Annotated in this window: 7 protein-coding genes; 3 read left to right on the top strand and 4 right to left on the bottom strand. The window is 71.7% G+C overall.

The genetic code is table 11. The features are described from left to right. Window positions 1-31: 31 nt before the first annotated feature. The gene (locus tag HHX31_RS01645) at window positions 32-823 is read left to right on the top strand and encodes a hypothetical protein (RefSeq protein ID WP_311931138.1); all 792 of its coding nucleotides are present in this window, start codon (window positions 32-34) and stop codon (window positions 821-823) included. A 26-nt stretch (window positions 824-849) separates the two neighbouring features. Here HHX31_RS01645 and HHX31_RS01640 read toward each other — a convergent pair whose 3' ends face one another. Then, complete coding sequence (locus HHX31_RS01640; RefSeq protein ID WP_311931136.1) at window positions 850-2,748, bottom strand: M14 family zinc carboxypeptidase; 1,899 nt, start codon at window positions 2,746-2,748, stop codon at window positions 850-852. A 150-nt stretch (window positions 2,749-2,898) separates the two neighbouring features. Further along, a complete protein-coding gene (ppdK, locus tag HHX31_RS01635) occupies window positions 2,899-5,550 on the bottom strand; it encodes a pyruvate, phosphate dikinase (RefSeq protein ID WP_169944359.1) in 2,652 nt (883 codons plus the stop codon). Window positions 5,551-5,900: 350 nt separating this feature from the next. On the opposite strand from ppdK, the gene HHX31_RS01630 reads away from it, so the two are divergent. Beyond that, complete coding sequence (locus HHX31_RS01630; RefSeq protein WP_311931133.1) at window positions 5,901-7,397, top strand: alpha/beta hydrolase; 1,497 nt, start codon at window positions 5,901-5,903, stop codon at window positions 7,395-7,397. 27 nt (window positions 7,398-7,424) lie between these two features. Here the strand turns inward: HHX31_RS01630 and HHX31_RS01625 are convergent, their stop codons facing one another. Continuing rightward, the gene (locus tag HHX31_RS01625) at window positions 7,425-8,687 is read right to left on the bottom strand and encodes a hypothetical protein (RefSeq protein WP_169944358.1); all 1,263 of its coding nucleotides are present in this window, start codon (window positions 8,685-8,687) and stop codon (window positions 7,425-7,427) included. Between the two features lie 10 nt (window positions 8,688-8,697). After that, complete coding sequence (locus HHX31_RS01620) at window positions 8,698-9,798, bottom strand: ThiF family adenylyltransferase (protein WP_169944356.1); 1,101 nt, start codon at window positions 9,796-9,798, stop codon at window positions 8,698-8,700. A 427-nt stretch (window positions 9,799-10,225) separates the two neighbouring features. Between HHX31_RS01620 and HHX31_RS01615 the strand changes: the two genes are divergently transcribed. After that, entirely contained in the window at window positions 10,226-13,303 is a 3,078-nt protein-coding gene (locus tag HHX31_RS01615; protein ID WP_169944354.1) for a BTAD domain-containing putative transcriptional regulator, read from the top strand. The last annotated feature ends 11 nt before the right edge of the window (window positions 13,304-13,314 follow it).

The following is a 13,314-nucleotide window of genomic DNA, read 5'->3' as shown; positions in this document are numbered from 1 at the left end:
GCCGCTCTGGCGCTTCCGGGGAGGATCCCTGGTGGTGGACGACGAGCTCGCGGAGGTCCTCAGGTCCGGGCCCTTCGAGCGCGCCCTGCGGGCCGCCATCCGCACGCGGGGCCTGAGCCTCGACCGCCTGCACTCGCGGCTGCGCGAGCGGGGCTTCGAGGTCAGCATGTCCAGCCTCAGCTACTGGCAGCGCGGCCGGTCCCGGCCCGAGCGCGCCGCCTCCCTGGCGGCGGTCAGGGAGCTCGAGGTCATCTTGTCGCTGCCCGAGTACGCCCTGATCGGCCTGCTCGGGCCGCCCCGCCCGCGTGGGCGGCGGCCGGAGACGCTCACCGTGCTCAGCCACCACGAGCAGGCGGTGGTGAGCGCGGGCCTGCGGCACCGCGTGAGCGCCCGCGTCGTGCTGCGGGCCGCCGCGCCGGGTGTGGACAGGTACGAGGTCACCCATCCGCCCGGCACCCGGCTGCTGCGCACCCGGGGGTGCCGGCCGGGCAGGGGCGGAGACGACGGCTCCGGGCTCCTGACCGAGCTGATCTTCCCGCACCCGCTCGCGACCGGCGAGACCCACGTCGTGGAGTACGTGACCGACGTCGCCGCGGCCGACAGGTACGACCGGCGCCTGCGGGACCCGGTCGAGCAGCATCTGGTGCAGGTGCGGTTCACTGACGGGCGGCTGCCCGTGCGGTGTTTCCACACCTGGTCGCCGGACCCGGCGGCGCGGCCCCGCGACGCCGGCGAACTGCGCGTCGACGCGTTCGGGACCGCCCACGTGGTGGACACCGGGGCCCGGCCCGGTGTCCGCGGCATCCGCTGGGAGTGGGCCTGACCCCGGTCCGGCTCCCGGTGACCGGTCTAGCTCCTGGTGATCCGCACGTCGTCGACGGCGGCCTCCACGAGGCTTGCGGTCGCGAGGTCGGCCGCCTCGAACTGGATCCGCACGGTCTGGCCGGCGAACCCGGTCAGCGACGCGGTGGCGACGCTCCACGCGGCGTCCCTGTCGGTGGCCGCGCCGAGTTGCTCGAAGACCGTGCCGGTCGTGCCGCCGATCACCTTCACCCGGAAATAGTCGGCCGCGGAGGAGTTGGACCCGTGGGCGAGATACCAGGACAACGACAGCGTGAGCGTCCCCGAGGCGGGCAGCGTGATCGGCGGCGACGTGACCGTGGTCACTCCCCCGTCGACGTCGCGGTCCCCCGCGCTCGTCCCGGCGGCGGCGCCGGTGACCAGGTCGTAGGTCCCGCTGACCGTGGTGCCGAGCTGCTTGGCCCCGCTGGAGGAGGTCGCGGCGGGGTCGGCGCGCTCCCACGCGCCCGAGGTGGCGGTGTCCGTGCCCGCCGCGTTCACCGTCCAGCCGGTCGCGGTCTCGAAGGTGTCGGAGTAGACGACGGTGGGCGGCGTGCCGGTGCCGCAGTACGCCGACTCCTTGCCGATGACGCGGTAGACGCAGTCGGCGTTCTGGACGAGCAGCAGCGCGGCGACCCGGTTGCGCGAGGTCTCCCTGTCGATCACCTCGTCGGGCGGGTAGAAGCCGGGGCTGCTCCCCTTGGGATACATCTCGAACGTGTACGTGAAGATCTTGTAGGTGCCCCACAGCCAGTCGTCGATCGAGCCGTCGGTGACATAGAGGTCGCTCGACTGCTCGGCGGTGTAGCCGTTGGTGGCCGCCATGCTCCGGCCGAGCGCGGCGTGCGCGTCCCTGTCGTCCTGCGTCATGCCGGGGCCGGTGTCGGCCGTCGTGTACCCGTACGGCCACAGGACGAGTTCGCTGTAGGTGTGCCAGTCGATGGCGGCCTTGATCTGCTGGACGCCGCCGACCACCCGGCCGCGTACGAAGTCGGCCACCGCCCGCACCTCCGGGGCCGATTCCGCGGCGGCGCCGCGGTAGGTCTCGCTGGACGGCGTGCTCGACGAGCCGCCGCAGCAGCCCCAGCGGTAACCCCAGTTGCGGTTGAGGTCGGTGCCGACGCTGGAGGTCCCGGAGTTGGGCTGGCGGTTCTTGCGCCAGGACCGGTAGGAGCCGGTGGCGACGTCGTACTCGCCGCCGTCGGGGTTGAGGTCGGGCAGGATCCAGATCTCCCGCGTGTTCACCAGATCGGTGATCTGGGCGTCGCCGCCGTAGTTGTCGGTGAACAGGCGCAGCAGGTAGATCGCCATCTCGACGGTGAGGTGCTCGCGCGCGTGCTGGTGCGCGGTGAACAGCACCTCCGGCTCGTTCTCGTCGGTGGCGACGTTGTCGCTGATCTTGACGCCCATGAGGTCGCGGCCCTCGTACGAGCGGCCGTAGCTGAACCTGCGGGCGATCGCGGGGTGCGCGGCGACGACCTGGTCCACCAGCGCGCTGAGCTCGGCGTGGTTGTGGTAGCCGGAGTCTCCCGTGGGGAAGTCGAAGGTCTGCGGGCCGCCCGTCTCGGCCGGGGGCGGCAGTTCGGTGATCCGGAACCCGAGCCGGCGGATGGCGTCGGCCTCCTGGAGCGTCGCGGTGACGACCAGGCTCCGGCCGTGCACCTCGTCGATCGCGGCCCCCGTGCGGGCCACCGCGTTGCGCTGCGCGACGGTGGCCGGGCCGTCCACCTGGTACTGCCTCGACGACGAAGGCTCGTCCGCCCGGCCCGCCGGGGCCTGCCCGGCGGCCTCCCGCGGGGTCAGCGGTGGTACGGCCGACGGCATGGGGGCGGCCGCGAGCAGCGCGGGCAGGATGCACAACAGCGCCGCGGCGATCGCGAGCGCCGGCGGGCGGCGACGTATTCTCACTCCACGTCCTTCCTTGCGGTAGGTACGTAGAGTGATCACTCAGGCGGGCGGCTTCAACGGTCACCGGGCCGTGTCGCGCGACCCGGTGAAACACCCGTCCTCCGACCTGGTCATTCCACAACCAGTCCGGATATTCTGTGGAATTTCAACTCATCGGGTGTCCGATTCCGCGCAGGTCAGCGCCGCGCGGCCGGCCTCCAGCCGCGCCACCGGGATCCGGAACGGCGAGCAGGAGACGTAGTCGAGCCCGATCTCCTGGCAGAAGTGGATCGAGGCGGGGTCGCCGCCGTGCTCACCGCAGATGCCGATCTTGAGGCCCGGCCGGGTCCGCCTGCCCTCCTCTACCGCGATCCGCATGAGGCGTCCGACGCCCTCACGGTCGATCGACTCGAACGGCGAGACGCCGAAGACGCCCAGGTCGAGGTATTTGCCGAAGAAGGCGCTCTCCACGTCGTCGCGGGAGAAGCCCCAGGCCATCTGGGTGAGGTCGTTGGTGCCGAACGAGAAGAACTCCGCGGCCTCGGCGATCTGCCCGGCCGTCAGCGCCGCCCTCGGCACCTCGATCATCGTGCCGATGGCCGCGTCCACGCCCGCCTCGGCGAGGATGCGCTCCGCCTCCTCCCGGACGATCTCCAGCTCCTGCACCGCGCCGACCAGCGGGATCATGATCTCCGCCCGGGCGCCCTTGACCAGTTTGGCCGCGGCGGCGATGGCCCGCACCTGCATCGCGAACAGCCCGGGGATCGTCAGGCCGAGCCGCACGCCGCGCAGGCCCAGCATCGGGTTCTGCTCGTGCAGCCGCTTGACCGCCTCCAGGAGCCTGCGGTCCCTGTCGACCGCCTCGTCCCCCGCCAGCGCTACCCGCACGGCGAGGTCGGTGAGGTCGGGCAGGAACTCGTGCAGCGGCGGGTCGATCAGCCGGATCGTCACCGGCAGCCCGCGCATGGCCGTGAGGATGCCGGTGAAGTCGCCGGTCTGAAGCGGTTCGAGCGCCTCGAGCGCGACCTGCCGCTCCTTCGGCGTCGTGGCCAGGATCAGGTCCTCCACGAGCCGCCGCCGCTCCCCCAGGAACATGTGCTCCGTACGGCACAGCCCGATGCCCTGCGCGCCGTAGCGGCGGGCGCGGGCGGCGTCCTCGGGAGTGTCGGCGTTGGCCCGTACGGCGAGCCTGCGCACGGAGTCGGCGTGGGTCATGATGCGGTCGACGGCCCGTACCAGCTCGTCCTCGGCCAGCTCGTCCTCGGACGGCTCGCCCTCGAAGTACTTGGCGACCGGCGAGGCGGTGACGGGGACCTCGCCGAGGTAGACGGCGCCGGTGCCGCCGTCGATCGAGATCACGTCGCCCTCGTTCACGACGGTCCCGCAGGGCGCGGTGAAGCGGCGGGCGCGCGTGTCCACCTCAAGCTCCTCCGCCCCGCACACGCAGGTCTTGCCCATGCCGCGCGCCACCACCGCGGCGTGCGAGGTCTTGCCGCCCCTGGAGGTGAGCACGCCCTTGGCCGCGATCATCCCGGCGAGGTCGTCGGGGTTGGTCTCCCGCCGCACCAGGATGACCGCCTCGCCCTGCCCGGCAAGCTCGACGGCCCGCTCCGAGCTGAAGACGGCCTTGCCGACGGCCGCGCCGGGGGACGCGTTCATGCCGGTGGCCAGCCTGCGACCACCCTCCGTCGCGGCGAAGCGCGGGAACATGAGCTGGGCGAGCTGGTCGCCCGTGACCCGGGTCACGGCCTCGTCCATGTCGATCAGGCCCTCGTCCACGAGCTGGGTCGCGATGCAGAAGGCGGCCTCGGCCGTGCGCTTGCCGACGCGGGTCTGCAGCATCCACAGCTTGCCGCGCTCGATCGTGAACTCGATGTCGCACAGGTCGCGGTAGTGCCGCTCCAGCGTCGCCATGATGTCGAGGAGCTCGCGGTAGGCCGCGGGGTTGATGGTCTCCAGCTCCTGGAGGGGGACGGTGTTGCGGATGCCCGCGACGACGTCCTCGCCCTGGGCGTTGCGCAGGTAGTCGCCGTAGACGCCCTGGCGTCCCGAGCCGGGGTCGCGGGTGAAGGCGACACCGGTGCCGGAGTCGGCGCCCAGGTTGCCGAACACCATGGCGACGACGTTGACGGCCGTGCCGAGGTCCGCGGGGATGCGCTCCTGACGGCGGTAGAGGACCGCGCGCGGGGCGTTCCAGGAGTCGAAGACCGCCCTGACGGCGAGGTCCATCTGCTCGCGGGGGTCGGCGGGGAAGTCGCGGCCCGTCCGGTCGCGGACGATGTCCTTGAAGGTCTCGACCAGCCGCTGGAGGTCGGAGGCGTCGAGGTCGGTGTCCTCCCGCCCGGCCTTGAGGTCGTCCATCGCGTCCTCGAACAGCTCGCCGTCGATGTCCAGGACGGTCTTGCCGAACATCTGGATGAGCCGGCGGTAGGAGTCCCACGCGAAGCGGTCGTTGCCCGACTGCTTGGCCAGCCCGAGCACCGAGTCGTCGTTGAGGCCGATGTTGAGGACCGTCTCCATCATGCCGGGCATCGAGAACTTGGCCCCCGAACGCACGCTGACGAGCAGCGGGTCGTCCGACTGGCCGAGACGCTTGCCCATCCGCGCCTCCAGGACGGCGAGGTGCTCGCCGATCTCCGCGTCCAGTCCATCGGGCATGCCGCCGTGCCTGAGGTAGTGACGGCACGCCTCGGTGGTGATCGTGAAGCCGGGAGGAACAGGAAGGCCGATGTTGGTCATTTCCGCCAGATTGGCGCCCTTACCACCGAGGAGGTCTTTGAGGTCCTTGTTGCCCTCGGTGAAGTCGCAAACGTACTTGGGCATGTGACGCTCCTTCGCCGACTTCAAAGAAACCGCGGACGCGGCCCGCAACCGGGACTGTACCTAGGAAAAGCAGCACCAAACATCACCCTTCACCACATATGGCGTCTAAGCAGGTAGAAGGCCTGTCAGAGGTCTAATCCAATCAAAGATCGGCCAATCTTCGCGAGGGTGCGGACTGGTATAAACCAATTTGTCTCCATGCGTTCCGCGTAGACCCATCGCCTGCTGAGCGGAAATGGTTTAGACTATTGTCCGGTAAGGCGGAGTTCCGGTGCGTCGGCGTCACCACCGCACCGGTCTGCGATATAAACGAGACACCCTCCGAATACAGTCCAACACGAGGGGTTTCAGTGTCGCGAGGGGTGTCGGCCCGCAGGATCTGGCCGGTCGTGGCGGCGACGGTGGCGGGGCTCGGCGCGCTGGCGGCGACCGCCGGCTGCGGCGGCGCGCGGGTGGTCCCGGAGGAGTACGTCACGGCTACGCCGTCCCTGCAGTGGAAGGCGTGCGAGGAGACCGCCTCCTCCTCCGGCTTCGAGTGCGCCACGCTTCAGGTGCCGCTCGACTACGCCAAGCCGGAGGGCAGGCAGATCGGCATCGCCCTGATCCGGCTGCGCGCCACCGACCAGAGCCGGCGGATCGGCTCCCTGGTATTCAACTTCGGCGGGCCGGGCGGCTCGGGCGTCACGACGCTCATGAACGCGGCCCACGCGTTCTCCACCCTCAACACCCGCTACGACCTGGTCAGCTTCGACCCGCGCGGCGTGGAGCGCAGCAGCGGCATCCGCTGTCTCAGCGGGCCGCAGATGGACCAGTACATGACCAGGGAGCCCAGCGAGAACACCGCCACCGAGACCAAGCTCGTGACCGAGTTCGCCCGGGGGTGCGAGCGCAACGCGGGCTGGATCCTGCCCTATGTCGGCACCGTCAACGTGGCACGCGATCTGGAGCTACTGCGCGGGGCACTCGGCGAGCCGAACCTCAACTACCTCGGCTTCTCCTACGGGACCCACCTCGGCGCGGTGTACGCCACGCAGTTCCCGAAGAAGGTGGGGCGGATGGTGCTCGACTCCGCCGTCGACCCCTCGATCGACATGCTGGAAATGGCCAAGACGCAGGCCCTCGGCTTCCAGAAGGCGTACGAGGACTATCTGGCCGACTGCGCCAAGACGCCGACGAGTTGCCCGCTCGGCGCCGACCCCGCCGCCGCCAACGCCACCGTGCTGAAGCTCCTCGACACCCTCGCCCGCACGCCGGGCAAGGTGGGCTCGCGCCCGGTCACCGAGGACGTCGCCAGGGCCGGCATCACCCAGGCGCTCTACAGCAAGTTCACCTGGCCGCTGCTGACCGAGGCCCTGGACGAGGGCAGGAAGGGCAAGCTCGACGGCCTGCTCGCGCTGGCCGACCAGTACGCCGGGCGGCAGCCGGACGGCACCTACTCGACCCTGCAGTTCTCGCTGCCCTCCGTGCTGTGCGTCGACAGCACCGACCGGCCCTCCGTCGCCCAGGGCGAGGAACTGGCCAGGCGGCTGGAGAAGCAGACCCCGATCTTCGGGCCGACCGCGATCAGCGCGGGGTCGTGCAGCGTCTGGCCGGTGCGCGGGGACGACGCCGCCAGGCACATCGACGCCACCGGGTCCAATCCCATCCTGGTGGTCGGCGTCACGAACGACCCGGCCACGCCCTACCAGTGGGCGCCACGGCTGACCGAGCAACTGCGCACCGGCGTGCTGCTGACGCTGAACGGCGAGGGCCACGGCGCGTACGGCCAGAGCAAGTGCATCAACGACAAGGTCGACGCGTACCTGCTGGAGGGGACGGTTCCGGCCAAGGGCACCCGCTGCGACTGAGCACGGGCGACGCGCGTACACGGCCGGTCACCGTACGGCCGGCGCTCCGGGCCTCCGGCGGCGGAACCAGTGGGGATGCGACCGGACGAAGGTGACCACGAAGAGCGTGTGGATCCCGCCCTCGACGAGCAGGAAGAGGCCGCCGTCGACGCCCTGCAGCACGGGGCCGCCGTTCAGGCCGCCCCAGACGGCGGCCAGCGCCAGGATCAGCGAGCCGGCGACGATCGGCAGGGTGTAGATCGCGAACATGCCGAGGGCGACCGTCGCGGCGGGGACGAGCAGCACCGCGTAGATCCGCACCGCCCGCCGTTCGTGGGCGGACAGTTCGGCGCTCGGGTCGGCGGGAGGCCGTGCCCGCCTCGCGACTGCGACCACGCGGCGGAGCAGGTAGCGCGCGTAGTCGAGCCCGTCGCCGAACAGGTTGCGGCAGCGCAGGAGGTCGGCGAGCACGAAGTAGAAGTCGGTCCGCATGTAGACGTGCAGCTCCATCGGCATGCTCAGCATGGTGACCAGCGCGAGGGCCCGCAGGAGCGCAGCGACCCCCTCCGGCGGGTTCGCGTGGGCGAGCACGAGCAGCAGGGCCGCCAGGAGGAAGAGGTCGCAGAAGGTCCCGGCGAGGTAGACGCGGTAACGCGAGCGCCTCGGCACCGACCAGATCGCGGTGACGTCCGTCTGCACGACCAGGTTGTGCAGACGGGTGCCCAGCCCGATGCGCGCCGGAGTGCCGAGAGACCGCGCGGCCGCCAGGTGCATCAGCTCGTGCAGGCTGATCACCACCGAGAACATCGCGGTGTTGACCAGCGTCGTGAGCCCGATGTAGTCGCTCCAGAAGAAGTCGTGGTAGACGGGCACCAGATCGGGCCGGTCGACCAGGGTGACGAGCGCCGCGACGACCACGACCGCGCAGAGCACCGCCATGGGACGGCCGAAGAGCCACCTCACGTGCCGGTCCGCCAGCCAGGGCAGGTGGGGCGGCGGAGCCGCGTCCGCCGGGTCCGGCAGGTCCGCGCCGTCCAGCCGTGCGACGAAGCCGAGGCCGACGAGCGCCTCCACGAGCCCCACGACGTCCAGTTCGACGTCGTGCTCGTCCTCGATCCGGCGCTGGACCTCGCCGACTGTGAGGCCGTCTCCGAGCAGCTCGATCGCCCTGCCGTAGAGCGCGGGCAGGCTGACGAACTCGCCGAGCTCCGGCCGCCCGACGATGACGCTGTCCGGGTCGTCGTCCGCCTGGACGCTGAGCGGGCGCAGCAGGAGCGTGCCGGCCGGGCCGACCGCGACGGGCTCCGTCATCCGCGCACCGTCATCCGCGCACCGAGCCGCAGGCGGGACAGTCGTCGTGGCGCGGCACGTCCAGGGCGTAGACGTGGTCCCAGACCGCGAAGTTCCAGTGGAAGATCCGTCCGCGCGCCTGGGTCCGCAGGCCGCCGAGGTGGTACGTCACCTCAAGGGCGCACAGGTGACCGCTGATGTTGGCGCTGGCGGCGACCACCGCGTTCGGCCGGCCGTGCCCGGCGACGAGCGGGCGCTCCCCCAGTGCGCCCTCCCTGGCGTCCTCGTCACGGCGCATGCAGAGCCAGCATCCCGTCTCGCCGGGGTGGAATGAGCCCACCACCGCCATCGGCCCGGCGTAGAAACTGACGAACCACGGAGTTCCCGTACGCAGCGCCGCCTCGTTCGTCCAGAGCATGATGTCCGGCTGGGGCTCGTCCGCGCAGAGCACGAACACGTCGCAGCCGGCCATCAACGCGGCCACGTCGTCGGCCCCGGTCGCCTTGACGTCGCTGCCCGTCACCGTGACCAGGCCGTTCATCGCGCGCAGCCGGGCGACGGCCCGCTCGACCTTGGACCCGCCGACGTCCTGCTCGGTGTAGAGGAGCTGCCGGGTCAGGTTGGACTCCTGGACCTCGTCGAAGTCCGCCACGTGCAGGGCGCCGATGCCGCTCGCCACCAGCCCCGCCGCGACGGCGGACCCGGTGCCGCCCACCCCGAGCACGGTCACCCTGGCCTGCTTGATCCGCGACTGGACGGTGTACGGCGACTCCCGGGGCACGGTGTCGACCCAGGAGAAGAAGTGGCGGGCCGGTTCGTACCTCTCCAGCTCCCGTGCGGAGAGGTTGGCGGGGGGCGCCGCCCCGGCGTCCTCGACGAACCCCTCGGCGACGAGCGCCTCGACGATCTCGCGGACGTTCTCCCCGTCGAACTCCGGGCTGTCCGCCACGAAGTCGGCGCAGATCCGCTCGACGTCGCGGGTGCCGTCCATGAGGGTGAGGATCCGCGCGATGTTCCCCTCGGCGTCGTCCTGCAGTTCCGCGGCCACGCCGTATTGACCGAGGCCGATCCTTATCCGGCCGTCGGGGAGGACGGTCGGCAGATGAACGCGTTTGACACGAGGTTTCCGCATGCGCGCACTCTTTCGTCACGTGAAACGCCGGAGCCGATCGCCGCTCGATCGGCTCCGGCGCGTCGGCCCAGGTCAGCCGCTGCCCTCACGGAGCTTGGTCGTCTCGATCTTCTCCAGCTTGCGAACCTTGAGCTCCAGCTTCTTGGGCTCGCTCTTCTGCTTCTCCATGGTCACCTCCCTGGCGTTTGGCGCTTTCGGAAATGCATTCCGCAGGATGTCCAAAAACATACGAACCGCCGCCATGGCCGCACTACATCGCCGTACGTAGTCGTCACGTCGCGCAGAACGGAGACCTTTTGCGCCCTGCCGCGGCGACGACCTAAGATCAACACGCTGGCCCGCCGAGCCGCGCCGCTCAGTGAGCATGACCGTGCGGCCCGCCACGGCCCGGCGATCTCTGTGGCTGTGCGGGGCGGAGCGACACTGGATGCGGTTCGAGGTCCTGGGCCCGATCCAGGTGATCCGCGACGGCAGGCCCGTCTTCGTCGGCAGCGCCAGGAAGCTGCGCACGCTGCTCGCCGGTCTCGTCGCGCGGGCCGACCAGACCGTCTCCGGCGACTTCCTGACCACGGTGCTGTGGGGTGACCGGCCGCCGGTCTCTGCCCGCAGCAACCTCCAGTCGTACGTCCATCAGTTGCGCGTCCAGCTGGGCGCGGAGCGACTGCTGAGCAAGCCGGACGGATACCTGCTCCTCGCGCACGGCGAGGTGGACGCGGCGCGGTTCAGAGGGCTCGCGGCGGAGGGGTCGGCGGCGCTCGACAGGCGGGACCACGAATCCGCCGGTCGCTGTTTCCGGCGTGCGCTGGACCTGTGGCGGGGGCCCGCGTTCGGGGAGTTCCTCGATTCCGGCCCGCTCGCGGAGGAGGCGCTGTCCCTCGAACAACTCCGGCTCACCGTCTACGAGCGGTGGGCGGAGACCGAGCTGGCCCTCGGCCGGCACGCGGAGGCGGTGGCCGAGTTGCGCGCGGTGGCGCAGTCCCACCCCTACCAGGAGGGCCTGCACGCGCACCTCATGCTCGCCCTCTACCGGTCCGGCCGGCAGACCGAGGCCCTGGAGACCTACGCCGCCGTCCGCGGCCTGCTCGCCGACGAGCTGGGGCTCGAGCCGAGCCCCGTCCTGCGCCGCGCGCACGAGGCGATCCTCCGTGGCGACGAGCGGACCGACCCGCCCGGGAGAGCGGGTGAGTGGCCGGCCGGAGGCGCCGTGATCCCTCGCCAGCTCCCGCCCACGATCGCCGACTTCACCGGCAGGGACGACGAGGTCGCGACGCTCAGGGACGCGCTGTCTCCCGGCGGCGGCCAGGCGCCGGCGATCTGCGCGATCTCCGGCATGGGCGGGGTGGGCAAGACCACCCTCGCCCTGCGCGTGGCGCATCTGGTCGCGGGCGAGTTCCCCGACGGGCAGCTCTACGTCGGCTTCTCCGCCGCCGATCACGCCGCCGATCACGCCGCCGACCACCACGCCACCGACGACCGCGCCGCCGTGAACCGGGCCCTGGAGTCGATGCTGCGCGCCCTCGGCGTCGGCGGATCCGCCGTCCCCGAGTCGATCGGCGACCGCACGGCCCTCTACCGGTCGCTCCTCGCCGGCAGGCGGATGCTCGTCGTGATCGACAACGTGGCCGGAGAAGCCCAGGTCGGCCCCTTGCTGCCGGGATCGGGCGCCTGCGGCGTGCTGATCACCGGCCGTCCCCGGCTGACGGGCCTGGCGGGCGTGCGGCACCTGCGCCTGGACGTGTTCCGGCCTGCCCAGGCGGTCGAGCTGCTTGCCCGGATCACGGGGCCGGAGCAGGTGCGGGCCGCGCCGGGCGAGGCCACCGAGATCGTCCGGCTCTGCGACCATCTGCCGCTCGCGGTCCGGGCCGCGGGCGCGCGGCTGGCCTCCCGCCCCGACTGGCCACTCGCCCGCGTCGCCGACCTCCTGCGCGACGAGCGACGCCGCCTCGACGAGCTTTCGGTCGGGGACCTCACTGTGCGGGCCTCGCTCGGGTTGAGCTACACGGCGCTGTCACCCTCGGCCCGGCGGCTGTACTACCTGCTCAGCGAGCTGCACACCCCGGACTTCGCCGGCTGGGTGGCCGCGGCCGTGCTCGGCGCGTCCCCCGAGGAGGCCGAGCGCCCTCTCGGCGAGTTGCTCGGCGCCGACCTCCTCGCCGTCGCGGGCGCCGACGCCGCCGGCCAGTCCCGCTACCGCTTCCACGACCTGATCCGGCTGCACGCCCGCGACCGCGCCGCCGCGGAAGCCGCCCCGGGCGTGGTCCACGCGGCCGTGACCCGTGCGCTCGGCGGGTGGCTGGTCCTCGCCAGGCGAGCCGACACCCGGCTGCCCGGCCGGGTGTTCCCCACCCTCGCGGCCGAAGGCGCGCCGTACGAGCCGCAGGTCGAGATCTCCGACGCCTCCGCCTGGTTCGAGGCGGAAAGAGGCGCGCTCCGGGCCGCGGTCGAGCAGGCCGCCGCGCTCGGCGCGCACACGCTCTGCTGGCAACTCGCCGACGCGGCCGTCAACTTCTTCGAGCTGCACGACTACTACGACGACTGGGAGTCGACCAGCCGGATCGCGCTGCGCGCCTGCGAGCGCGCCGGGGACGACCGCGGCCGCGCCTTCATGCTGCGCGACCTCACCGAGTGCCTGCGCATGGGGCCCTGGCACGCCGAGGACGAGGCGCTGGAGCACGCGCTCACCGCCGCCGGGCTCTTCGAGAGCGCGGGCGACGTCCTCGGCGAGGTCGACGCCCGGATCCTCGCCGGCACCGCGTTCCTGGTCCGGGGAGAGCCTGGCAAGGCCGTGGCCTACCTCGACGCGGCGCTGGCGAAGGCGCGGCACGCGGGTTACGTGCTCGGTCAGGTCGAGGCCGAGTGGCAGCTCGGGTACGGCCACCGGGTCCTCGGAGATCCCACGAGGGCCGCCGCCCACCTGGAGGCGAGTCTGCGGCTGGCCGAGGACGTGCCCCTCCCGTCGCAGCTGTGCCGGATCCACAGCCTGCTCGGCATCGTACGGCGGGAGGAGGGCCGTCTCGCCGAGGCGGAGGCGCACTTCACACGTGGCGTGACACTCGCCCGTTCGCTCCGCAGCATGAGCGGCGAGATCACGATCCTGCCGCACCTCGGCATGACCTACGTCAAGCTGGGCGACCCGCGGGGCAGGGACGTGCTCGCCAGGAGCATCCGGCTGGCCCGCCAGTGGGGCGCGCGGTTCCAGGAGGCCATGTCGCTGGGCGCGCTCGGCGAGCTCGAACAGGCCGAGGGCGACCATGCCCTCGCCGTCGCCCACACCGTCGCCGCCGTCGAGATCTGGCGCGAGCTCGCCAGCCCCTTCCACGAGGCGCAGGCGCTCAAGTTCCTCGGCGCCCTGCACGCGGCCACCGACCCGGACCGCGCCCGTACGGCCTGGAGCGCGGCCCGCCGGCTGTTCGCGCAGCTCGACAACCACCCCGAGGTGGAGGAGCTGACGACGCTGCTCGGAACCGCCGAGCGGCACCGGAACCCCGATGACGACAAAAGGTGATTGGGCGGCCG

The organism is Microbispora sp. H11081, from assembly GCF_012999535.1.
Taxonomy (GTDB): Bacteria; Actinomycetota; Actinomycetes; order Streptosporangiales; family Streptosporangiaceae; genus Microbispora.
This window is presented reverse-complemented; position numbering and strand designations above follow the sequence as displayed.

Bases quoted from the DNA above. Each gene is read 5' to 3' on its own strand.
- HHX31_RS01620 (WP_169944356.1), bottom strand. From the start codon at position 9,798: ATGCGGAAACCTCGTGTCAAACGCGTTCATCTGCCGACCGTCCTCCCC.
- HHX31_RS01615 (WP_169944354.1), top strand. From the start codon at position 10,226: ATGCGGTTCGAGGTCCTGGGCCCGATCCAGGTGATCCGCGACGGCAGG.
- ppdK (WP_169944359.1), bottom strand. From the start codon at position 5,550: ATGCCCAAGTACGTTTGCGACTTCACCGAGGGCAACAAGGACCTCAAA.
- HHX31_RS01625 (WP_169944358.1), bottom strand. From the start codon at position 8,687: ATGACGGAGCCCGTCGCGGTCGGCCCGGCCGGCACGCTCCTGCTGCGC.